Genomic DNA, 23,374 nt, shown 5'->3' on the forward strand with positions numbered 1-23,374 from the left:
CGCGTCGTCCGTCCGGGGTGTAGAGCACGTCGTCACTGCGGCCCTCCACCCGTCCCAGCCGCGGCAGCGTCCGCCCGCACGCACACACCCCCGCGTCCGCCGCCAAAGCCCCCCGGTCCCCCGTGCGGTACCGGATCAGCGGCATGTCCGGGTTGTTCAGCCCCGTGGCCAGAAACTCCCCCGCCTGACCCCGCACCACCGGAGCAGCCCCGTCCACCACCTCCAGAACCCCCGACTCCGGCCACAGATGCAGCGCCCCGTGCCGGCACTGGCTCGCCGACACCACCGCCTCCGTCATCCCATAGCTCTCCACCACCGGACAGCCAAACGCCCGCTCGATCGCCGACCGCTGCACCTCCAGAAGCGGCTCAGCGTTGGTGATCACCACCTCGAGGCCGGGCACGGTCAGGCCGCGGGCCAGCAGGTCCTCGGCCAGGGCGTGCAGACCCGACGGGTAGCCCCAGATGTAGCGCACCTTGTGGCGCACCAGCGCCGCCCGGTAGTGCTCGGCGGCTGCCGGCGAGAGATGGTAGGCCGACATGTACAGCTGGCGCAGGCCCGCGTTCCACACCCAGTACGGCGGCGCCTCCTGCGCCACCGGCGTTACAAGCTGACCACCAAGGATCGCCCATCGGTCGTGGCGTGAGACGCCGTTCCAGCCGCGCCAGCGCGCCTCCATCAGGGCGTACTGGCGCAGCACCGTGGCGCGGCTCTGCAGAATGTGCACCGGCGTGCCGGTGGTGCCGCTGGTGTGCACGCCGAACATGCGCGCAGGCCGGCAGTCGTCGGCCAGGAACGCCCGCGGGTTGGCCCGCAGCTCCGCCTTCTCGAGCACCGGCCAATGCTCCAGCAACTCGGACGAGCGCCGGTCGCCCTCCCGCCGGCGCCGGGCCCAGTGCTCCCGGTACCAGGGCACCCGGGTCGCAGCCCGGTGCAGCAGCCGGGCCAGCTCCTCGTCGGTCCAGGCCTGCCACTGAGCCGGGCTCCAGGTCTCGCGGCTGAGGATCTCGGCCACGGCCCGGTCCGTGGAGGCGTCGTAGCGCCACCAGCGCAGGTACAGCCCCCGCGCACTCGCAGACGCACAGCGCAGCGGATACGGAAGACGATGGTAAAGTTTAACAGCGTTCATTCAGGGCGCCTGCTCATGAGGCCTGCTCTCGATATGAAGATCAATGTTTCATCAAAGCCCTGCGGCTCACCATCCGAAGCTGCTGACCTTCCGATCGGAAAACAACATTCATGACATTCTCTCCGCTGGAGGATCGGGAATGCGGCCCAGGGGTTTCTCATTCCTTTCGATCCTTCTAGCGGAAACCAGACCGGCACGCGCAAGCGCCGATCGGTACTAGGAATATAGCCTGACGCCTCAATGTTAAAGGACGAAGAAGCGGTATCACTGAACGCAGAACCCCACGTCAGTCGGAGCTCATATCTTCATCGAACCATAGATAGGAGGCCTGAAAACTGGCTGCATCTACTCGTTTGAGGTAGTCGAAAGGCAAGGTGGGGATTAAGCCGGATCCGGAGCGCAAGATGCCGGCTGAGATTGCTACGTGACCCCGAGTCCGCTCCTCTGAATCTTCAGCTCTCAGGCTCGCGCTCTGAGTCGTCAGAGACCCAGCAGTCATCATGAACGCTGTCGCCGCTTAACCCGCTCGCAGCAGCCGGATCGCGGAATCGCGCTCGAACAGGTAGAGCAGCACGCGCAGTGCCTGCCCTCGCTCGCTGACGAGATCCGGATCCCGGTCCACGATCAGACGGGCATCGTCCCGGGCGGCGCCGAGGAGATCGCCATCCACCTCTAGGCGCGCCAGCTTGAAGCCTGGCGTACCCGACTGGCGGGTGCCCAGCACCTCGCCTTCGCCACGCAGGCGCAGGTCCTCCTCGGCAATGCGGAAGCCGTCTTCCGTCTGGCGCATCATCTCAAGCCGGGCTTGGGCGACTTGTCCCAGCGGCCCCTTGTAGACAAGCAGACAGGTGGAGGATTTGGAACCGCGCCCGATGCGTCCGCGCAGCTGATGCAATTGTGCGAGGCCGAAGCGCTCGGCATGCTCGATCACCATGATGGTGGCGTTCGGCACGTCGACGCCGACCTCGATCACCGTGGTGGAAACCAGGATCTTGGTCTCGCCGCTGGAGAACCGCTCCATGGCGGCATCCTTGTCCTTTCCGGCCATCTTGCCGTGCACGAGACCGACCTGGTCGCCAAAGAAGCCTGTCAGCATCTCGAACCGTTCCTCGGCGGCGGCGAGATCGATGGACTCGGATTCGCCCACGAGCGGGCATACCCAATAGATCTGATCGCCATTGGCGATGGCGCGCCCGATGCCACCGACGACCTCGTCGAGCCGGTCAATGGCGATGAGCTTCGTCGAGATGGGTTTGCGGCCTGCCGGCTTCTCGCTCAGTACCGACACATCCATGTCGCCGAAGTAGGTGAGGGCCAGGGTGCGCGGGATCGGGGTCGCGGTCATGACGAGGATGTCGACGGCTTCGCCCTTGGAGCCGAGCGCAAGGCGCTGGTGCACGCCGAAGCGGTGCTGCTCGTCGACGACAGCAACACCCAAATCGTGGAACGCGACGCCTTCCTGGAACAGGGCGTGAGTGCCCACGGCGATCTGGATGCTGCCATCAGCAAGGCCCGCGAGGATATTCCTGCGCGCGACGCCCTTCTCGCGTCCTGTCAGCAGGGCGATGGTGAGCCCCGCCTGTTCCGCCATGGGCGCAAGCCGCTCATAGTGCTGGCGGGCGAGGATTTCGGTCGGCGCCATCATGGCGGCCTGACGGCCTGTCTCGATGGCGCTTGCCATGGTGAGCAAACCGACGACTGTCTTGCCGGAGCCCACATCGCCCTGGAGCAGCCGCAGCATCTTCTTGTCCGACACGAGGTCCTGGCGAATGTCCTCGACGGCTTTTTCCTGCGATGCTGTAAGACCGAAGGGCAGGGCAGCTTTCAGACGCTCGACCAGACGCCCGTCGCCCGCATTCACCCGGCCCGGCAGACGCCGCATGCGGCTTCGCACGAGGGCGAGGGCCAGCTGCGAGGCCAGCAGCTCGTCATAGGCCAGGCGCCGGCGCGGGGCGGATTTGGCGATGGCCTCCTCGGACAGCTGCGCGGCATTGTCGGGTCTGTGGAGGGCAAAGAGCGCCTGCCGGAAATCGGGCAGGGCATTGCGGCCCAGCCAGGCGGGGTCCTGCCACTCGGGCAGGTGCGGGACCTTTTCGAGGGCAGCGCCGATATACTTGCCCACCATACGGGACGACAGGCCCTCGGTAAGGCCGTAGACGGCTTCGACGGCCGGCAGGTTCTCGATGCCACGGTCGTCGAGGATGCGGTCCGGATGGACCATCTGGCGCCGACCGTCCCAGAGCTCGATCTTGCCGGAGACATAGCGGCGCTCACCGACGGGCAGGATCTTTTCAAGCCGCGCCTTCTGGCCGTTGAAGAAGATCAGCGTGACGTCGCCGGTCTCGTCCTCCACCAGGATCCGGTACGGCGCCCGGCGGCCGGGCGGGGGCAGGCGGTGCGCGACGACGCTCACGGAGATGGTGACCGGTTCGCCCACAGGGGCATCCGCCACGGAGCCCTTCATTTCCCGCGAAATGCCGCTGCTCGGCAGATGAAACAGAAGGTCCGCGACGCGCGTGGGCTTACCCGGCTCGCCGAGGAGGCGGTCCAGCAAGGGGGCGATCTTCGGGCCGACCCCGGGCAGAGTGTTGGCCGGGGCGAAGAGCGGATCGAGAATGGAAGGACGCAGTGACATTCAAATGGGTGGCAACTGGAAGGGAGATGGTTATATAGCGGCCAAGTCAGCCGGAGGCGACGGTAACTTATCGGATCGGAGCATTGTCATGAGCGGAACGACACGCAGCAGCGCCGGCCTCGACGTTCGCCGCAGGCAGATCCTGTACCGGTCCTGGCACCGGGGCATGCGGGAGATGGACCTGATCATGGGCCGGTTTGCCGATGCTGAGATCGGGGAACTCTCGGAGCAGGACCTTGCCGAGTTCGAGCGCCTGATCGAGGTGACGGACCGGGATCTGCTGGGCTGGATCACGGGCGAAATCGAAACGCCCTCAAATTACGACACGCCCCTGTTCCAGCGCCTGAAGGCCTTCCACACCCACACCTCGCCGATCCACACCTGACATTTTGCCAAGTGTCGTTCCCGGCCGGAGCGTAGCGAAGGGGAAGGGAATCCACTCACACGACTGCACCATGGATCCCCTTCCCGGTCCCGATAGACCGCCGGGGATGACACGGGAAAACAAGTCCATCACCGAACCGGGCGGAAACGCCCGCGTTCCCTTTGATCTCTGGCCTGATATTTCACCATGAAGCCTGCCCTGACACGCGCCCTCGAAGCTCTCAAGAAGGGCCAAAGCCTGACCTTGTCCGGCGCACCGGACGGATTTGACGCGCTCGCGGTTGCCGATCTTGCGCGCGGCCTCTCGGGGCAGGTGGAGGGACCGGCCGTTCTGGTTCATGTGGCCCGAGACGGGCAGCGGCAGCAGAACTTCGCCAGCAGCCTCGGCTTCATCGCTCCCGAGATCGAAATTCTGACTTTCCCGGCTTGGGACTGCCAGCCCTACGACCGCGTCTCGCCCAATGCGGCGATCACGGCGCAGCGGATGACGACACTCGCGCGGCTCGCGCGCTCCAAAACGTCCGAGGACAAGCCGCGCATCCTGTCCACGACGGTCAACGCCCTCGTCCAGCGCGTGCCGCCGAGGAGCCGCATCGCGGCTGAGACCTTCTCGGCCGCGCCCGGCAATGTGGTGGACACCACCCAGCTGGTCAATTGGCTGGAGGCCAACGGCTTTCTCCGCACCGGCACCGTGCGCGACACGGGCGAATACGCGGTCCGCGGCGGCATCATCGATCTCTTCCCGGCAGGGCTGCCCAACCCGGTCCGCCTCGACTTCTTCGGCGACGCGCTGGAATCGATCCGTGCCTTCGATCCGGAGACCCAGCGCACGGTCGGAACCCTGCGCTCCCTCGATCTCGTTCCCATGAGCGAGGTGCAGCTGACCACCGAGAGCATCAAGCGCTTCCGGCAGGCCTATGTGGCGACCTTCGGGGCGCCGACCCGCGACGACCGGCTCTACGAGGCGATCAGCGAGGGGCGGCGTTACCCGGGCCTCGAGCACTGGATGCCGCTGTTTCACGATCACCTCGACACGCTGTTCGATTACCTGCCCGGCATTCCGGTGGTGTTCGATGCCCTGGCCGATGATGCGGCCGCCGAGCGCCTGTCCCAAGTAAAGGACTATTACGATGCCCGCCGCGAGGGCATTGGCCAGAACCAGGCCGGCGTCGCGCCGTATCGTCCGCTGCCGCCGGATGCGCTTTATTTCAGGCCGGAGGAGTGGTCGGAGCGCACCGCCGCCCTCCCGCTCGCGCGACTGACGCCCTTCGCGCTTCCGGAATCCTCCGGCCGGCTCGTCATCGACTGCGAGGCGCGGCAGGGCCGCAACTTCATCGCCGAGCGGGCGGACGAGAACGCCAACGTGTTCGAGGCGGTGATCCGCCACATCCGCGACCTGCAGGCGGCCAAGAAGCGTGTGATGCTGGGTGCCTGGTCCGAGGGCTCGCGGGAGCGCCTCTGCCACGTGCTGCAGGACCACGACCTGCGCCAGACGAAACCGATTGGTCGCTTTTCGGAGGCTCTGGCCTACCCGCGCAACGAGATCCCGGTCGGAATCTGGCCACTGGAATCGGGTTTCGAGACCGCCGATCTCGCGGTCATCAGCGAGCAGGACATCCTCGGCGACCGTCTGGTGCGCCAGAAGCGGAAGTCCAAGCGGCCGCAGGACTTTCTCACCGAGGTGGCGGCGCTCACGCCGGGCGATCTCGTGGTGCACGTGGATCACGGCATCGGGCGCTTCGAAGGGCTGAAGACCATCGAGGCAGCCGGCGCTCCGCACGACTGCCTGGAACTGCATTATGCCGGCGGCGACCGCCTGTTCCTGCCGGTGGAGAACATCGAGCTCCTGACCCGCTACGGGTCGGAGGAGACTGAGGTCCAGCTCGACAAGCTCGGCGGAGGAGCCTGGCAGGCCCGCAAGGCCCGCATGAAGCAGCGCATCCGCGAGATGGCCGGCGCGCTCATGAAGATCGCCGCCGCCCGCATCCTCAAGGACGCCCCGCGCCTGACGCCGCCGGAAGGGCTCTACGACGAGTTCGCGGCCCGCTTCCCCTATGACGAGACCGAAGACCAGCTCAACGCGATCGAGGCAGTGCTGGACGACATGGGCTCCGGCCGACCCATGGACCGCCTCGTCTGCGGCGATGTCGGTTTCGGCAAGACCGAAGTGGCGCTGCGCGCCGCCTTCGTGGCGGCCATGAGCGGCAAGCAGGTCGCCGTGGTGGTGCCCACGACCCTTCTGGCGCGCCAGCACTACCGCACCTTCTGCGACCGCTTCCGCGGCCTGCCGCTCAACGTGGCCCAGGCCTCCCGCTTCGTGCCGGCGGCCGAGATGAAGAAGACCAAGGAGGGGCTGACCGACGGGTCCGTCGATATCGTCATCGGCACCCATGCGCTTCTCGGCAAGGCCATCAAGTTCAAGGATATCGGCCTCATCATCATCGACGAGGAGCAGCATTTCGGCGTGACCCACAAGGAGCGCCTCAAGGAGCTGCGTGCCGAGGTCCACGTGCTGACCCTTTCGGCCACCCCGATCCCGCGCACCCTGCAGCTGGCCCTCACCGGCGTGCGCGAGCTGTCGCTGATCACGACGCCGCCGGTGGATCGCCTGGCAGTCCGCACCTTCATCACGCCCTTCGATCCGCTCCTCGTCCGCGAGGCGCTGCTGCGCGAGCGCTATCGGGGCGGGCAGGCGTTCTATGTGGTGCCGCGCCTCGACGACCTCGGCGAGGTCAAGGCCTTCCTGGACAAGGAGGTGCCGGAGGCCAAGGTGGCGGTGGCGCACGGCCAGATGGCGGCGGGCCAGCTCGAAGACGTCATGACCGCCTTCTACGAAGGCAGGTATGACATCCTGCTCTCCACGACCATCGTGGAATCCGGCCTCGACATCCCGACTGCCAACACGCTGATCGTGCACCGGGCCGACATGTTCGGCCTCTCGCAGCTCTACCAGCTGCGCGGCCGCGTCGGGCGCTCCAAGACGCGGGCCTATGCCCTGTTCACGGTGCCGGCCAACAAGTCCCTGACGGTGCAGGCCGAGCGGCGCCTCAAGGTGCTGCAGACCCTCGACACCCTGGGTGCCGGCTTCCAGCTCGCCTCCCACGACCTCGACATCCGCGGCGCGGGCAACCTGCTGGGCGAGGAGCAGTCGGGCCACATCAAGGAAGTGGGCTACGAGCTCTACCAGCAGATGCTGGAAGAAGCGGTGGCGCAGCTCAAGGCCGGCATCGAGGAGCCGACGGAGGACCAGTGGTCGCCCACCATTGCGGTTGGTGCGCCGGTCATGATCCCGGAGAGCTACATCGCCGATCTGCAACTGCGCCTTGGCCTCTACCGCCGTCTCTCGACCTTCGAGACCGATCAGGAGATCGACGCCTTCCGGGCGGAGATGGTCGACCGGTTCGGCCCAGTGCCGTCGGAGGTCGACCAGCTTCTCAAGATCATGGCCATCAAGGTGCTCTGCCGCCGGGCCAATGTGGAGAAGGTGGATGGCGGGCCGAAGGGGATCATCATCTCCTTCCGCGACAACTCCTTCGCCAACCCGACAGGCCTCATTTCCTATGTCACGGAGCAGGCTTCCTTCGCGAAGGTGCGCCCGGACATGAAGATCGTGTTTATCCGGGACATCGAGACGCCGGACGAGCGCATCAAGGCCGCGACCACGATCCTGCGCAGCCTCGCCCGGATTGCGGAGAAGAAGGCGGCCTGATGGTCGAGGCCTGGGCCATAATCGAGGATGGCGCCGTGGTCGACGGCCGCGACGCCGATCGCCTCGTGCCCTGGTGGAGCTTCACGAAAACTGTTCTCGCGGCCGCCGCCCTGGTGCTCGTGCGGGATGGTCTCGTGGGTCTGGATGATCCAATCGAAGGCAAGTCCTACACCCTCCGTCACCTGCTCCAGCACCGCTCGGGGCTGGCAAACTACGGCGGCCTTCGCGCCTACCACGAGGCTGTCGAGCGGGGTGATGATCCTTGGCCGGTGCCGGAGCTGCTCACTCGGCTCGATGCGGAGCGGCTGCGCTATCCGGCAGGCGAGGGGTGGGACTACTCCAATGTCGGATATCTGATCGTCGGTCAGCTGATCGAGACCATGACCGGGTCCGACCTCAACGGGGCCCTGCAGCGTCTCGTCCTGGCGCCGCTTGGGATCGCGAGCGCGCGCATTGCGCGGGAGCGGGCGGATCTAGAACACGTCACCATGGGCAGCGCGGAGGGCTACCACCCGGGATGGGTCTATCACGGGCTGCTGGTTGGAACCGTCGCGGAGGTTGCGCTTTTGCTCGACCGGCTGCTGGAAGGCAGCCTGCTGACACCTGAGCTATTGCAGGAAATGCTCACTCCGTTCGCGCTCCCGGGGCCTGTGCCAGGGCGTCCCTGGCAGAATCCTCGCTATGGACTGGGCGCCATGACGGGTGAGACGACTTCGGGTGTCAAGGTAGGCGGGCATACCGGCGGAGGGCCGGGCAGCACGATCGCGGTCTATAGGGATCTTGGCGGCGCACAGCCGCGAACAGCGGCCTTTTTCAGGACGAGCAACGATGAGGCGAAAACGGAAGAAGGGGCTTTCCGGCTCCTGAAACGCTAGAGGTCCGGCGCGGCGGCGACGCGGACACTGAGCTGGTTCTGGAGCATGGTGGCTGCTCCGCTCAGACCACCGGTGATGATGACCGGGGTCCCGCTCTCTCCCAGGTTCTTGCGCAGACGGCGGGCGAGGTCGAGGAAGCGCTTGCGCTCCGCCCAGTCGGCATGGCGGGGCATCTGCAGCACCACGGCAGCCGGGCTCGGGATGAGGGCCAGGACGTCGTCGGCCGCCTCGAAGGGGGTGGTCACGCTCGCATAACCCATGCCGGCCAGTTCGGCGGACAGAGCGCCATCGGGGGCGCGCTCGCCGCTATCGACAACGAGGACCTTCGGCATTGCGTTCATGACGATACCCTGCATTTGGACGCGACAGTGGGACAGGAGGTACTCACCTAACGTCGAAGCAGGGCATTAGTTTCATCTTCTACATGAATGGAAGCTCAACAATGGGCGACTCGGATCCCTCCTGTGGATCATTGCCGTTGCCGCCACCAGGTGTCGATGTTGGTCCCCATGAGCGGCACGGTTGCAGGCTTGCCAAGATCGCTGCTGTAGGCAAGCCATTGATCCTTCAGGTAAAACAGCGGCACTACATAGAAGCCGGACAGCAGGGTGCGATCGAGGGCCCGGACGGCTGAAACAAAGCCCTCCCGGCTTTTAGCCTCCAGCAGCGCATCGATAAGGCGGTCGATTGCTGGGGACGCTACTCCGGCGTGGTTATGGGACCCACTCCTTTGGGCCGCGGCGGAACCCCAGCGGTTGCGTTGCTCGTTTCCGGGGGAAAGGGAGGCGGGCCAAAGCCACTGGACCATATCGAAGTCGAATCGGGCCAGACGCCGCCAGTACTGCACATCGTCGACGAGGCGCACCCGCGCCTGAATGCCGACACGGCTTAAGGATTGAGAGAAGTTCAGGGCAAGCCTCTCCTGCGAGCGGGAATTGACGAGCATCTCGAAGGTGAAGGGCTCGCCGGTCTCCTTCTTCCGCAGGATGTCGCCTTCGAGCACCCAGCCGGCATCACCCAGAAGGGCGAGCGCCTTGCGGGCCATGTCCCGATCCCGGCCGGATCCGTCACCCGCCGGCGGCTCCCAGCGACCCTCAAGGATGTCGTCCCGTACAGGTGATTGGAACTCCGTCAGCAACACACGCTCGCGTGCATCGGCCGGGCGGCCCGTGGAGGCAAGATCCGAACCCGAGAAGTAGCTGTTGGAGCGGGTGAGCTGCCCGAAGTAGAGGTTGCGATTCACCCAATCGAAATCGAACAGGTAGCTCAGGGCCTCACGCACCCTCACATCGTTGAAGAGCGGCTTGCGGGTGTTGAAGACGAAACCGTTCATGCCCTTAGGCAGCCGTGTCGCCATGGTCTCGCGGAGGATGCGCCCGCTTCTTACGGCAGGAATGTCGTAGCCGGTCGCCCATTGGCCCGGGTCGCTCTCGATCCTGAAATCGTAAAGTCCTGCCTTAAAGGCCTCGAACAAGGTATTGGCGTCACGATAGAAATCGTAACGGATCTCGTCGAAGTTGTAGAGGCCGCGGGTGACGGGCAGATCCTCGCCCCAATAGCCCTTGCGCCGGGTCAGCACGACCCGTTCCCCGGGTTTCACCTCGCTTAGAACATAAGGACCTGAGCCGACAGGTGGGGTGAGGCTGGTCTTGTCGAAGGTGTCCGGGTTGGTCGCATGAGCCGGAAAGATCGTCATCATCCCGATCAGGAGAGGCAACTCCCGGTCGTTGGAGCCCGAGAGGTCGAACCGGATGCGGTGCGGGTCGATAATCTCGACCGCCTTCACCTGCCCGAAGCTCGACCGATGGAACGGCTTGCCGTTCTTCTTCAGCATCTCGAACGAGAAGCGCACATCCACGGCCGTGAGCGGCTGACCGTCGGAAAAACGCGCGCGCGGATCGAGATGGAAAGTGATGAAGCTCCGGTCTTCCGGCATCTCCACGGCGCGCGCGAGCAGGCCGTAGATCGTGAAGGGCTCGTCGGCGGAGCGCATCATGAGGGGCTGGAGAACGTAGCGGGGCACCACGTCCGGCGCCACGCCCAGGACGATCAAGGGATTGAGGCTGTCGAAGGTGCCCTGAAGGGCAAGCGTGATTCGACCGCCCTTGGGCGCTTGCGGGTCGGCGTAAGGCAGATGCTCGAAGCCGGACGCGAGCGCAGGCTCCCCGTGCATCGCGATGCCATGCCGCAGCGGGAGCGTTCCCTGCGCGGCGGCGCCGGAGGTCATGAGGGCAAGAGCAGCCGAAAACAGCAGATTTCTGATAAGCCCGCGGCCCATGGCTCTCCCGATGCCGGTTCTCACCTGAGCAATGTTGTACAGAATTTTGCCCTGGGTGACTGGAAACCTACCACATGAAAGGTTAAAGGAGCGCCACACGTCTTGTCTTCGCCACATTGAGCGAGGATTTGACCACGTCATTGCAGGTTAAGAACGCGCCGGATAAACGGCCACTTCGAAAGCCGACCTTTCGACTGAAGAGGATCTAACGACATGTCTTTCGCGACACGCTTCGCGAGCCTGGGGGGGACCCGTGGCCTGGCAACAGCTTTGGCCGTTCTGGTGAGCGCACCCGTTCTGGCCCAGACCGCTCCGGCTCAACCTGCTCCGGCTCAGACCGCTCCGGCCCAGCGGCCCGCGGCTCCGGCAGCTCAGCCGGCACGCCCTGCCGCTCCTCCTGCTGCTCCTGCCGCTCAGCCGGCCCGTCCTGCCGCCCCCGGAGTCCCGGCCCAGGGCGCGCAGCAGCAACAGCAGCAGAATGCCGGCCCGACGGTCGTGCAGGTGAAGGCCGAGCCGTCCCAGCCGGAGTGGACCAAGGTCTGCGGCAAGGACCAGAACACCAACACCGAGATCTGCTACACCACCCGCGATTTCGTGTCGGATCAGGGCCAGCCGGTTCTCGCTCTTGCCGTCTATGACGTGAAGGGCCAGCAGCCGCAGAAGGTCGTCCGCTTCGTGATGCCGCTCGGCCTGCTCCTGCAGCCGGGCCTGCGCTTCACGGTCGATCAGGGTCAGGCCGTCGCTGGCCGTTACGTCATGTGCCTGCCCAACGGCTGCTTCGCCGAGGCTCAGGTGAAGGACGACTTCATCGCCTCCCTGAAGAAGGGCGCCAACCTGAACGTCAGCGTTCAGAACCAGATGGGCCGCGAGATCACCTTCGCCGTCCCGGCCGCTGGCTTCGGCAAGTCCTTCGACGGTCCGCCGATCGACCCGAAGGTGCTCGAGGAGCAGCAGAAGAAGTTGCAGGAAGAGTTGCAGAAGAAGAGCGAAGAGATGCGCCAGAAGATGCTTAACGGCGCTGCCGGCGCACCGGGCGCTCCTGCCGCTCCGGGTGCAGCCGCTCCAGCCGCCCAGGCTGCTCCTAAGCCGTAAGGCCAAAGGACTTCCACGAAACAGAAACGCCGGGCTCTTGGCCCGGCGTTTTCTTTTGATGCGTTTATTCTCAGTTGGCCAGGATCGGGTGGGCTCTGTAGGTGCCGTTCTTCTGGCGGGTGAACATCTCGCCGATCATCGGGTTGCGCAACGGCTCGCCTGACTCGTCGGGCAGAAGGTTCTGCTCGGAGACATAGGCGATGTATTCGGTTTCCGCGTTCTCGGCGAAGAGGTGGTAAAACGGCTGGTCTTTGCGGGGCCGTACATCCTCGGGGATGGACAGCCACCATTCTTCCGTGTTGTCGAATTCGGGGTCGACGTCGAAAATGAGTCCCCTGAAGTCGAACACCCGGTGCCGAACCACTTGGCCGATCGCGAATTTGGCTGAACTCGCTTTCATGGTCTTAACTCCTGGATTCTCATATAGACATTCGGGCAGGAATCTCCAAACCTGCCCACCTCACGATCAGGAGAGCAGAGTTCGTCTCGCCCAGCTCTGCATTTTAGGACTATGAGGCGTCCGATAGGTGGGATTGCCGCAAGGTAGGAACCTTGCCAGAAGGGATCCTCACGCCCGCGTCCGCCTCGTCCCTCTGCCTGGAGCCGCCCCATGTCCGACCTGATCGGGCTGTTCAACCTGCTCGCCCCCTTCTTCGGCCTCATCGGGCTTGGATTCTTCTGCGGCAAGGTGGTGAAGCAGCCGGAGGCCGGGCTCGCCTGGATGCAGTTCTTCCTGATCTATGTGGCGCTGCCCTGCCTGTTCTATCGGCTCATTGCCGACAAGCCCTTGGACGAACTGGCGAACTGGCCCTTCATCCTGGCGACGACGTTCTCAACCTTCTGCGCCTTTGCGCTCTCCTTCACCACCGGATGGCGGTATACCAGGGACCTGCCGCAATCGGTTATGCAGGGCGTGGCCGGGTCCTATTCCAATATCGGCTATATGGGGCCGCCACTGATCCTTGCGGCGATCGGCGCCTCCGCCAGCGCTCCGGTGGTGCTGATCTTCGTCTTCGACAACCTATTCCTGTTCTCAGTCGTGCCGCTGCTCATGTCCTTGGCAGGGGTTGAGAAGCTGAGCCTGTCGGCCACGATCCGCAGAATCGTCTGGCGCGTCGTGACCCACCCCTTCAATGTCGCGACCGCCATCGGCGTCGCGGCAAGCTACCTGCATCTCCGGCTGCCGCAGGCCGCCGATCAGATCGTCACCTGGCTCTCAGGGGCCGCTGCGCCCTGCGCCCTGTTCATCTTAGGGGTCACCGTGGCCCTGAGGCCCTTGCGGCAGATGCCGGGCGAGGTGCCGGTCCTGGTGTTCATCAAGCTGATCCTCCACCCGCTCCTGGTGTGGGTGGTGCTCTCGGCCCTGGGCGATTTCGGTCCCGCCTGGACCTATGCGGCGATCATCATGGCGGCGCTGCCGCCGGCCCTGAACATCTTCGTCATCTCGACCCAGTACAATGTGGGCGTGGAGCGTGCCTCGGCCTGCGTGCTCATCGGAACCTTGGTCTCGATGCTGACGCTGACCGGCATCCTCTATATCACCACCAAGACCGGCGCCGTGCCGTACGACCTGTTTCCTTAAGCCGGCGAGGCGCCTTGCATCAGGCGCGGCACGCCCACCTGCGGCAACACCCCCTCGCGCATGACGATCCTGCGCAATGGCCCGATGTTGCTGAGCGCCAGCAGTCCGGCACCACGGAGGAAGTCCGTCGGGATCATGCCAGTCAGCAGGGTGCGGTTCAGCCCGTCCACGGCGGCCGTGCGCAGGCGGACGTCGAGATCGCGGCTGCGTTGATAGCGGCCCAGGGATTCATCCGACCCCAGATCCAAGCCCTCGTTCTGACCGTCGACGACTGCATCCCTTAACGAAGCCGCGTCACGGAAGCCGAGATTGAGGCCCTGGGCCCCGATGGGTGGGAACACATGGGCGGCTTCGCCCACGAGGGCGAGGCGCGGAGCCCAGTAGCGGCTCACCGACAGGCCGGTCATCGGCACGAGCCCGCGCGGCCCGTCGATGCGCATCGCACCGAGATGAGACTGGGCCTGCCGTTCGATGGCGAGCGCGAGGGATGCATCATCAAGCCTGGAAAGGCGCTCCGCCTCAGCCTTGCTCGTCACCCAGACGAGGCTGGAGCGCCGGCCGGGCAGGGGAACCAGGGTGAAGGGCCCGTGGCGAGTGTGAAACTCGGTCGAGGTTTCCCGGTGTTCCCGATCATGAGCGAGGATCACGGTCACGGCGGATTGCGGGTAGGACCATGTCTGGTTCCCGATACCGGCGATATGGCGCAGCTTGGAATTGCGCCCGTCCGCGGCAACGACAAGGGCCGCCTTGACCGTTCCACCATTGGCCAGGGTCAGGGTGGCTCCGGCCTCGTTCGCTCCGAAGCCGGTCGCGAATTCCGGCACATGGACGAGGTTTTCGCAAGCACGCGCTGCCTCGGCCAGCTTCTCGACCAGGGTGGCGTTCTCGACATTCCAGCCGAAAGCATCCAGGCCGATCTCGCCGGCCCGAAAAGCGGCCGGCGGGGGACGGAACAGGCTGCCCGTATCGTCGACGATCCGCATGGTCTCGAGGGGTGCCGCCTCCCGGACAATCGAGGGCCAGGCGCCGAGCGCCTCCAGAAAGCGGACCGAGCCATTGAGAAGGGCGACGGTGCGGCCATCGCGGCGCGTATCGAGCCCTCCGACCAGAACGGTCCTGAACCCGTCACGGGCAAAGGCCAGGGCGGCGCTCAAGCCCACGGCTCCGGCGCCGACGACGGCGATGTTATAGGTGCTCTCGGTCAAAGGCTTGCCTCTTCACCAATCTGTGGACGGGGAGCGGACTCACAATAAACCATGGATTCGCCATTGCCGACCGGTGCGCCGCATCCCTATGATCGCCGAACGAAGGGATGACGAGCCGGTACGGCGCTTGCAAGCTTCCGTACGGGACGTCATTCATGTGCAGATTCCGACCCGGCTTCAACCTTTAAGTCAGAGACGCTTGTGTGAAGGCAGACGTACCACCCTCGGGGCCGCCCCTCGTCGAACTTAAAGGGATCAGCAAGCGTTACGGCGATCTTCTCGCGAATGACGGGATCGACCTGTCCATCGAACCGGGCGAGATTCACGCGCTTCTCGGGGAGAACGGGGCAGGGAAGTCGACCCTGGTCAAGATCCTCTACGGCGTGATCGAGCCGAGCGCCGGCGAGATCCGCCTGGAAGGCCGGCCCGTGACCATCGGCTCGCCGGTCGAGGCGCGGGCTCTCGGCCTCGGCATGGTCTTCCAGCACTTCTCGCTCTTCGACGAGTTGAGCGTGGCCGAGAACATTGCCGTGGCGCTCTCCGACGATTGGAGCCTCTCCACCGTCCGGGAGAAGCTTGGCGAGATCAGCCGGACCTACGGTCTGGCGCTCGATGCGGACCGCGCCGTGTGGACCCTGTCTGCGGGCGAGCGTCAGCGCATCGAGATCGTCCGGTGCCTGCTCCAGAACCCGCGCCTGCTCATCCTCGACGAGCCGACCTCGGTGCTCACGCCGCAGGAGGCAGAACATCTCTTCACGACCCTCGACAGGCTCTCGGCCGAGGGCTGCTCCATTCTCTACATCTCCCACAAGCTGGAGGAGGTGCGCCGCCTCTGCCGCCGCGCCACCATCCTGCGGGCGGGGCGGGTGGTGGCGACCATGGATCCTCGGGCGAGCAGCGCCCGCGAGATCGCGGCCCTGATGGTCGGCAGCGCAGTGGGCGAGATCCGCACCGATGCGCCGCATCACCCTCAGGGGGAGACACTCAGGGTGTCGAACCTGTCGATGCCGCCGGCAGGCCTGCACGGGCAGGCGCTGCGCGACATCAACCTCGTGGCGCGGGCCGGCGAGGTCGTCGGCATCGCCGGGGTCGCGGGCAATGGGCAAAGCGAACTCTTTGCCGCACTGTCGGGCGAACGCTTGGCAGATCACCCTGAGTCCATTGCTATCAACGGCAAACCCTCGGGCACCATGGGGATCGATGCCCGCAGGCGTCTTGGTGCAGCCTTCGTGCCGGAGGAGCGGTTGGGCCATGCGGCTGCCCCGACCCACAGCTTGAGCGAGAACACCTTGATCTCGCACGCTGCCACCGAGGTGAGCCGATCCGGCTTCATCCTGATGAATGCCGCCAGGCGGGTCGCCCGCTCCATCGTCGAGAGCTTCGACGTGCGCACGCCCGAAGGAGACCCACAGGCGCGCAAGCTCTCGGGCGGCAACCTCCAGAAGTTCGTCATCGGCCGCGAGATCATCCGGCGCCCCAAGCTCATCATCGTCGATCAGCCGACCTGGGGCGTCGATGCCGGCGCAGCCCGCCTCATCCGCCAGGCTCTGGTCGATCTGGCGCGGGAGGGCAGTGCCGTGGTGGTCGTCAGCCAGGATCTCGACGAACTGTTCGAGGTGGCGGACCGGATGGCCGTGATCCACCAGGGTACTTTGAGCCCGCTGAGACCCATCGGCGAATGGACCAAGGAAGCCGTGGGGCTCGAAATGCTCGGCGTTGCTCAGGGTCAGGGAGGCGTCCATGCGATTTGAGCTGACGCCTCGCACCAACTCACCTACGGTGATGCGCGTCTTCGCGTCGGTTGCGGCCTTCCTCACGGCCTTCCTGATCGCCGGCTTCGTGATCTGGCTCATGGGCCGTTCGCCGATTGCAGCCTTCGACGTTTATGTGCTCCAGCCCCTGAGCGATCCCTGGTCTCTCCAGGAGCTTCTTGTGAAGGCGACCCCGATGGCGCTCATCGCCATCGGCCTGTCGTACTGCTTTCGCGCCAATCTCTGGAACATCGGTGCAGAGGGGCAGTATGTGGTCGGGGCGGTGCTCGGGGGCTGGCTCGCGCTGCGAACCCATGGCACCGATGCAGGGCTCTGGGTGCTGCCGCTCATGCTGCTGCTCGGGATTATCGGCGGCGCCCTCTGGGGCATGATCCCGGCCTTCCTGAAGACCCGCTTCGGGGTCAACGAGATTCTGACAAGCCTCATGCTGGTCTATGTGGCACAGCTGATCCTCGATTATCTCGTACGTGGGCCCTGGCGCGATCCGAAGGGCTTCAACTTCCCGCAATCGGTCACCTTCGATCCCTCGGCGACGCTGCATCCTATCTTGGAAGGCGGCCGTGTGCACTACGGCGCGGTGTTTGCAGCAATTGCCGTCCTGGTCACGGCCATCGTGTTGGGCCGAACCCTGTTCGGCTACCGCCTGAAGCTCACGGGTGACGCGCCTCGTGCGGCCCGCTTCGCCGGCTTCAGCTCCAAGGCGACGACCCTTGCGGTCTTTGCGATTTCCGGCGGGCTGGCCGGATTGGCCGGCATCTCCGAGGTGTCGGGGCAGATCGGCCAGCTTCAGCCCTCGATCTCTCCGGGCTATGGCTTCACGGCCATTACGGTCGCGTTCCTCGGGCGCCTCAATCCCATTGGCATCCTGGTTGCTTCGCTTGTTGTCGCTCTCACCTTCATCGGTGGCGAGAGCGCGCAGATCATGCTCAAGCTGCCGCTCGATCTCACACAGGCGTTCCAGGGCATCCTGCTGCTATGCGTGCTCGCGGCCGATGCCATGGTCAGCTATCGCATTCGCTTCGTGACACGGGGAGGGGGCAAATGACCACTTTCGAGGCCATTCTGCTGACCATCGTCACCGCCTCCACACCACTGCTGATCGCGGCTCTCGGCGAACTCGTGACGGAGCGCTCCGGCGTCCTGAACCTCGGCGTCGAGGGCATGATGGTGATGGGGGCTGCCTGCAGCTTCGCCGCGGCCGTAACGTTCGACTCCACGCTCCTCGGTGTGGCCGCCGGCATGCTGGCAGGTGCTCTCATGGCGGCGCTGTTTGCGTTGCTCGTGCTCGGCTTTGCGGCGAACCAGACCGGTTCCGGCCTTGCGCTCACCATCCTGGGGCTAGGCCTGTCAGGCCTCATCGGGGCTCCGTTCGTCGGCGCACGGCGCGATCCCGTCGCGCCGGTCGACATTCCCGTCTTGAGCGATATCCCCGTCATTGGCCGCCTGCTCTTCGAGCAGGACCTTTTCGTCTATGCCTCTATCGTGCTGACGATCCTGGTGGGGCTTTATCTGATGCGGACCCGCTCGGGGCTTACCCTGCGCTCCATCGGCGAGAATCATACCTCGGCCAATGCCCTCGGCCTGCCGGTGTGGCGGGTGCGCTTCTGGGCCATCCTGTTCGGCGGCGCCTGCGCGGGCTTGGCCGGAGCCTACCTCGCCCTCGTGTACACCCGGTTCTGGTCGCCCGGAATGACGGCCGGCCGTGGCTGGATCGCCTTGGCGCTCGTGGTATTCGCCGCCTGGCGGCCGGGCTGGGTGCTGATCGGGGCCTATATCTTCGGTGCGGCCACGGTGCTGCAGCTTCACGCTCAGGCCGCCCAGTTCGGAGTGCCGTCGCAGGTGCTTTCGGCCGTCCCGTATCTGGCCACGATCCTGGCGCTCCTGCTCCTCTCCATCCGGCATGGCAGGGCCATCGGGGCCCCAGGATCTCTGGGCACGCCCTTCGTGCCTGACCGATGAGCAAAGCAAAGTTAACCTGACTAAAGTGTAGGCAGAGGAATTCTTGCCAGAAGCCTCCAGACCTGCGACGGAATATTGGAAACCTAACCTCGAAGGAACGAGCATGTTTTCAGGGAAAGTCTTCGGAGCCTTGGCAGGGGCAGCGGTCCTGGCTCTGTCGGCCGGCAGCGCAGTCGCGCAGCCCAAGGACAAGATCAAGGTCGGCTTCATCTATGTGGGCCCGGTGGGCGACCACGGCTGGAGCTACCAGCACGATGTGGGCCGCCAGGCCATCGAAAAGGCCTTTCCGGGCAAGGTGACCACCACCTTCGTGGAGAGCGTGCCTGAGGCCGATTCCGAGCGCGCCATCGAGCAACTGGCCCGTACCGGCCACGACCTGATCTTCACGACCTCCTTCGGCTTCATGGAGCCGACCCTGAAGGTCGCCAAGAAGTACCCGAACATCAAGTTCGAGCACGCTACCGGCTTCAAGCGCAACCCGAACCTCTCGACCTATGCGGCCAAGTTCCACGAGGGCCGCTACATCATCGGCCAGATCGCCGGCAAGATGACGAAGTCCAACACCATCGGTTATGTGGGCGCCTTCCCGATTCCGGAAGTGATCGCCGGCATCAACGCCTTCTATCTCGGCGCCCAGTCGGTGAACCCGAGCGTCAAGATCAAGATCGTGTTCGCCAACACGTGGTATGATCCGGCGAAGGAAGGCGATGCCGCCAAGGCGCTCCTTGACCAGGGAGTCGACATGCTGGCCCAGCACACGGACAGCCCGGCGCCGATCCAGGCAGCCGAGGCCCGCGGCAAGTTCGGTTTCGGCCAGGCTTCCGACATGGAGCGCTTCGCTCCGAAGGCCCAGCTCACCGCGATCGTCGACAACTGGTCGGACTACTACGTCGCCCGCGCCAAGGCCATTCTCGACGGCACCTGGAAGTCGGAAGACGTCTGGGGCGGACTGGCCTCCAACATGGTCGTGATGTCGCCCTACAAGAACATGCCCGACGACGTGAAGAAGCTGGCTCAGGAGACTGAAGCCGCCATCCGCTCCGGGCAGCTCAACCCGTTCAAGTGCCCGATCATGGGCCAGGACGGCAAGGAGATCGAGTGCAAGGGACAGGGTGCCCTCTCGGACGAGCAGGTGCTCGGCATGAACTTCTACGTGAAGGGCATCGAGGACAAGATCCCGCAATAAGCCAAAGCGGTTCGCAAGAGGTGAGGGCAGCCGAGGGATCGGCTGCCCTTTTCGTTTGAGCCGCTATATTCGTGAACCGACATATGGCGCAGGGAAGGACAGGGCATCGTGAAGCCAAGTGATCAGGACATCCTTATCGTAACCGACGTCCAATACGACTTCCTTCCCGGCGGCGCGCTTGCCGTGCCTCAAGGCGGTGCAGTGATCGAGCCGATCAACCGCCTCGCCAAAGCCTTCCGCCATGTGGTTCTGACGCAGGATTGGCATCCGAAGGGGCATGCCTCCTTCGCTTCGAGCCATCCGGACAGGCAGCCCTTCGAGATGATCGATCTTCATTACGGCCCGCAGGTGCTCTGGCCCGATCATTGTGTGCAGGGAACACCCGGCGCAGAGATCTCGCGGGAGCTGGATATTCCGCACGCGCAGCTCGTGATCCGCAAGGGTTACAACCTAGACATCGACAGTTACTCGGGCTTCAAGGAAGCGGACCGGCAAACCTCGACGGGTCTGGCGGGCTACTTGAAGGAGCGCGGGTTCCGGCGGGTCTTCTGTGCAGGGTTGGCCCTGGATTTCTGCGTCGCATGGACCGCGCTCGACGCTGCCGCTGCCGGTTTCGAGACTTACCTCATCGAGGATGCCTCACGGGCCATCGGCACGAATGGGTCCCTTGCAAGAGCCCAAAATGATTTGAGCGCTGCCGGTGTTCACATCATCGGCAGCGCTCAGCTTCGAAGTGCATAAAGGGAGGGGCGGTTAAACCGCCGTCCCATGGAGGTCGTATTCGTCCGAGCTCTCGATTGTCACGTTGACGATCTCGCCGGCCTTGAGCGGCTGGCGTGAGGCCACATAGACCACGCCGTCGATCTCCGGAGCGTCGTACTTGGTACGGCCGGTGGCGACCGTCGCGCCGGGCTCATCGATGATGACCGGGAGCGTCTTGCCGACCTTGCTCTTTAGAATCTTGGTGCTGACCTTCTGCTGGGTCTGCATGAAGCGGTGCCAGCGCTCCTCCTTCACCTCGTCCGGCACTGCGCCCGCGATGTCGTTGGCCGGCGCGCCCTGGACCGGCTCGTACTGGAAGCAGCCGGCACGGTCGATCTTGGCGTCCTTCAGCCATTGCACCAGGAGGTCCATGTCCTCCTCCGTCTCGCCGGGGAAGCCGACGATGAAGGTCGAGCGGATGGCGAGATCCGGGCAGATCTCGCGCCACTTGTGGATGCGCTCCAGGGTCTTCTCCTGGTTACCAGGACGACGCATGAGCTTCAGGACGCTGGGGGAGGCGTGCTGGAACGGGATGTCGAGGTAGGGGAGGATCTTCCCCTCGGCCATGAGCGGGATAACCTCGTCCACGTGCGGGTAGGGATAGACGTAGTGCATCCGCACCCACATGCCGAGTTCGCCCAGTTCCTTGGCCAATTCGAAGAAGCGGGTGCGGACCTCCCGGTCTTTCCACAGGCTCGGCTGATACTTGATGTCGAGGCCGTAGGCACTGGTGTCCTGCGAGATCACCAGGAGCTCCCGGACGCCAGCCCGGGCAAGCTTCTCGGCTTCGCGCAGAACGTCCCCGATCGGGCGGCTGACGAGATCGCCGCGCAGTTTGGGGATGATGCAGAAGGAGCAGCGGTTGTTGCAGCCCTCGGAAATCTTCAGGTAGGCGTAGTGACGTGGCGTCAGCTTCACGCCCTGGGGCGGCACGAGATCCACGAAGGGGTCATGAGCCGGCGGTACGGCCTGGTGTACGGCCGAGACCACGGTCTCGTAGGCTTGCGGACCGGTGATCGCGAGAACGTTCGGGAACTGGTCACGGATCTGCTGAGGTTCGGCCCCCATGCAGCCGGTGACGATGACCTTGCCGTTCTCGGCCATAGCCTCGCCGATGGCCTCCAGGGACTCAGCCTTGGCACTGTCGAGGAAGCCGCAGGTGTTGACGATGACCACATCGGCCCCATCATGCTCCTTGGTCAGCTGGTAACCTTGAGCGCGAAGCTGGGTAATGATGCGCTCGGAATCGACCAAGGCCTTCGGGCAGCCGAGGGATACGAACGAGACTTTGGGCGCGGGAGCATTCATCCGCCGAATCCATTCTTGCAATCGAAATAGACATCCGTAAAGACGGCCCGCTGAACGCCGCATTGGTGCGAACTCGTTGCAGGAGGTCTGTCAAACCGGAACTTGGGCAGCCGCGGGCACGGGGCCGACACGCTGAGCAGTTCCGTGATCTATACCAATGCCTTGCACATGCGCTCGGAGAAGGAGCGCGACGAAGACTTTCGTGTGCGTTTACAGCACTAAGACTGCCTTTACAACATCCCGGTTGACCAAGCATCTGGCGTTCAGGGAGCGTTTGCTGGGCCGAATGACTGCTTGAGTACTGGGGTGCCCTTGGACGACTGGTGATCCTGACCACTGCACCTTGTAGAAGATGACTTTACCCTAACAGGTTCTTAAGGAGTTGCACTCGGTCGTGATGAAGAGACAGACGCTCTCCGAACAGGGAAATTGTGATCGGCAATGCACATGAGGCGGGAGCTCTTAGAATTGTGAATGCCTCTTGATCAAGCTTTTCGGTAGAATTCCCTTGCGCCAAGATCCAGAGGAACAATGCGTCCGTTCGCCCGCCGCCAGCACCTGAACCAAAGCATCATGCGAGTTTGCTCATGGTGCTGTGTGCTCTTCCTTGCCTTCCTCTCTTTGTTGCCCAGCAAGCTTGAGATTAGAACGGGCGCTCCGGACGAAATCGAGCACTTTCTCGCGTACCTTGTTGCCGCTGGACTGTTTGGCCTCGGCTACGCTCGGAAGCGGCTCCTAGTTGCCGTCACACTCACCATGAGTGCCGTCCTCCTCGAAGCCTTCCAGTTTTTCTCGCCTGGGCGGTCGGTTCGCGTCTCTGATGCTTTCTTTAGCGGAGCAGGAGCAATTTCTGGTGTTGTGGCAATTTCACTTATCGCTCGCTGCCGCGTTCGTTTAGTGCGCAACAGCGAGCGATAGCTGTCTACCAGTCAAATCGCCTGTTGAGGCAATGTTGCCGGCCCGTGTGGCATGCTGTCTCTGTGCTCTGAACGGCAAAAAGCCCCCGTGGCGTTTTGCGCACGAGGGCTTGTGTGTTGGTTGCGGGGACAGGATTTGAACCTGTGACCTTCAGGTTATGAGCCTGACGAGCTACCGGGCTGCTCCACCCCGCGCCACTCATGGCCTTCAAAGCAGGGCTTTGAAGGCGAAGGGGAGATACGCAAAAGCGCGGCGTTCTGCTGGAACGACCGCGCTTGTGTTGTCAGAGACTGTAAAGAGGCGTTGTGTTTGTCCTTGGCAGGCCCGGCAATGACCTACTCTCCCGGGTCTTGAGACACAGTACCATCGGCGCTGAGGAGTTTAACGGCCGAGTTCGAGATGGGATCGGGTTCTTTAGCTCCTCGCTCAAATCACCGGACCGGCGAAGGACAAACAGCAGGCAAGGGAGCCTCAGGGCTCCACCTTCGAACTTCGCAGCTCCAAGGTCAAAGTCTTTCTCGTCAAAGTTGGCGCCCCGGACCCGTCAGGGTCCGCAAGGCCGACCGGCCGCCCATGCCCG

17 protein-coding genes, 1 tRNA gene and 1 rRNA gene are annotated in these 23,374 nt (G+C 64.3%); 10 read left to right on the top strand and 9 right to left on the bottom strand.

Annotated features, from left to right (window positions below):
• Positions 1–1,015, bottom strand: a 1,015-nt coding sequence (locus MA07_RS00905; RefSeq protein ID WP_152568670.1) for an AMP-binding protein, incomplete at its 3' end; no start/stop codon positions are given.
• A gap of 631 nt (positions 1,016–1,646) precedes the next feature.
• Entirely contained in the window at positions 1,647–3,764 is a 2,118-nt protein-coding gene (gene recG / locus MA07_RS00910; protein ID WP_036345799.1) for an ATP-dependent DNA helicase RecG, read from the bottom strand.
• Positions 3,765–3,852: 88 nt separating this feature from the next.
• Here recG and MA07_RS00915 point away from each other — a divergent pair, with 88 nt between their 5' ends.
• The 3 genes from MA07_RS00915 (at position 3,853) to MA07_RS00925 (ending at position 8,732) form a co-directional block, all read left to right on the top strand.
• Positions 3,853–4,149 carry a succinate dehydrogenase assembly factor 2 gene (locus MA07_RS00915; protein ID WP_036345801.1) on the top strand — a complete coding sequence of 99 codons (297 nt, stop codon included), beginning with the start codon at positions 3,853–3,855 and terminating at the stop codon, positions 4,147–4,149.
• 186 nt (positions 4,150–4,335) lie between these two features.
• A complete protein-coding gene (gene mfd / locus MA07_RS00920) occupies positions 4,336–7,857 on the top strand; it encodes a transcription-repair coupling factor (protein ID WP_036345803.1) in 3,522 nt (1,173 codons plus the stop codon).
• Positions 7,857–8,732 carry a serine hydrolase domain-containing protein gene (locus MA07_RS00925; RefSeq protein ID WP_036345805.1) on the top strand — a complete coding sequence of 292 codons (876 nt, stop codon included), beginning with the start codon at positions 7,857–7,859 and terminating at the stop codon, positions 8,730–8,732. Before mfd ends, MA07_RS00925 begins: the two co-directional genes overlap by 1 nt.
• Here the strand turns inward: MA07_RS00925 and MA07_RS00930 are convergent.
• The gene (locus tag MA07_RS00930) at positions 8,729–9,073 is read right to left on the bottom strand and encodes a hypothetical protein (RefSeq protein WP_036345807.1); all 345 of its coding nucleotides are present in this window, start codon (positions 9,071–9,073) and stop codon (positions 8,729–8,731) included. The genes MA07_RS00925 and MA07_RS00930 overlap by 4 nt on opposite strands.
• Before the next feature lie 128 nt (positions 9,074–9,201).
• Positions 9,202–11,010: an extracellular solute-binding protein gene (locus tag MA07_RS00935; protein WP_036345809.1), complete on the bottom strand. Its 1,809-nt coding sequence runs from the start codon at positions 11,008–11,010 to the stop codon at positions 9,202–9,204.
• 213 nt (positions 11,011–11,223) lie between these two features.
• Here MA07_RS00935 and MA07_RS00940 point away from each other — a divergent pair, with 213 nt between their 5' ends.
• On the top strand, positions 11,224–12,102 hold the full coding sequence (locus MA07_RS00940) for an invasion associated locus B family protein (protein ID WP_036345811.1): 879 nt from the start codon (positions 11,224–11,226) through the stop codon (positions 12,100–12,102).
• A 70-nt stretch (positions 12,103–12,172) separates the two neighbouring features.
• Here the strand turns inward: MA07_RS00940 and hspQ are convergent, their stop codons facing one another.
• The gene (hspQ, locus tag MA07_RS00945) at positions 12,173–12,502 is read right to left on the bottom strand and encodes a heat shock protein HspQ (RefSeq protein ID WP_036345813.1); all 330 of its coding nucleotides are present in this window, start codon (positions 12,500–12,502) and stop codon (positions 12,173–12,175) included.
• A gap of 210 nt (positions 12,503–12,712) precedes the next feature.
• Between hspQ and MA07_RS00950 the strand changes: the two genes are divergently transcribed.
• Positions 12,713–13,684 (top strand): AEC family transporter, encoded by a 972-nt coding sequence (locus tag MA07_RS00950; protein ID WP_036345816.1) that lies wholly within the window; start codon positions 12,713–12,715, stop codon positions 13,682–13,684.
• Here the strand turns inward: MA07_RS00950 and MA07_RS00955 are convergent.
• Positions 13,681–14,889: a UbiH/UbiF family hydroxylase gene (locus MA07_RS00955; RefSeq protein WP_036345818.1), complete on the bottom strand. Its 1,209-nt coding sequence runs from the start codon at positions 14,887–14,889 to the stop codon at positions 13,681–13,683. The genes MA07_RS00950 and MA07_RS00955 overlap by 4 nt on opposite strands.
• A gap of 203 nt (positions 14,890–15,092) precedes the next feature.
• Here MA07_RS00955 and MA07_RS00960 point away from each other — a divergent pair, with 203 nt between their 5' ends.
• The 5 genes from MA07_RS00960 to MA07_RS00980 all read left to right on the top strand — a co-directional run bounded on the left by MA07_RS00960 (position 15,093) and on the right by MA07_RS00980 (position 20,547).
• On the top strand, positions 15,093–16,640 hold the full coding sequence (locus MA07_RS00960; RefSeq protein ID WP_036345820.1) for an ABC transporter ATP-binding protein: 1,548 nt from the start codon (positions 15,093–15,095) through the stop codon (positions 16,638–16,640).
• Positions 16,630–17,706 (top strand): ABC transporter permease, encoded by a 1,077-nt coding sequence (locus tag MA07_RS00965; RefSeq protein WP_036345823.1) that lies wholly within the window; start codon positions 16,630–16,632, stop codon positions 17,704–17,706. Before MA07_RS00960 ends, MA07_RS00965 begins: the two co-directional genes overlap by 11 nt.
• Complete coding sequence (locus MA07_RS00970; RefSeq protein WP_036345825.1) at positions 17,703–18,620, top strand: ABC transporter permease; 918 nt, start codon at positions 17,703–17,705, stop codon at positions 18,618–18,620. The genes MA07_RS00965 and MA07_RS00970 overlap by 4 nt, the downstream gene beginning before the upstream one ends.
• Before the next feature lie 103 nt (positions 18,621–18,723).
• Positions 18,724–19,806: a BMP family ABC transporter substrate-binding protein gene (locus tag MA07_RS00975; RefSeq protein ID WP_036345827.1), complete on the top strand. Its 1,083-nt coding sequence runs from the start codon at positions 18,724–18,726 to the stop codon at positions 19,804–19,806.
• 105 nt (positions 19,807–19,911) lie between these two features.
• A complete protein-coding gene (locus tag MA07_RS00980) occupies positions 19,912–20,547 on the top strand; it encodes a nicotinamidase (protein WP_081928692.1) in 636 nt (211 codons plus the stop codon).
• Between the two features lie 12 nt (positions 20,548–20,559).
• Here the strand turns inward: MA07_RS00980 and rimO are convergent, their stop codons facing one another.
• The 3 genes from rimO to rrf all read right to left on the bottom strand — a co-directional run bounded on the left by rimO (position 20,560) and on the right by rrf (position 23,233).
• Positions 20,560–21,876 (bottom strand): 30S ribosomal protein S12 methylthiotransferase RimO, encoded by a 1,317-nt coding sequence (gene rimO, locus MA07_RS00985; RefSeq protein WP_036345832.1) that lies wholly within the window; start codon positions 21,874–21,876, stop codon positions 20,560–20,562.
• A 1,035-nt stretch (positions 21,877–22,911) separates the two neighbouring features.
• A tRNA-Met gene (locus MA07_RS00995) sits at positions 22,912–22,988 on the bottom strand.
• 128 nt (positions 22,989–23,116) lie between these two features.
• Positions 23,117–23,233: ribosomal RNA gene (gene rrf / locus MA07_RS01000) — 5S ribosomal RNA — on the bottom strand.
• Positions 23,234–23,374: the final 141 nt, after the last annotated feature.

This window comes from Microvirga sp. BSC39, assembly GCF_000739015.1.
GTDB lineage: Bacteria > Pseudomonadota > Alphaproteobacteria > Rhizobiales > Beijerinckiaceae > Microvirga.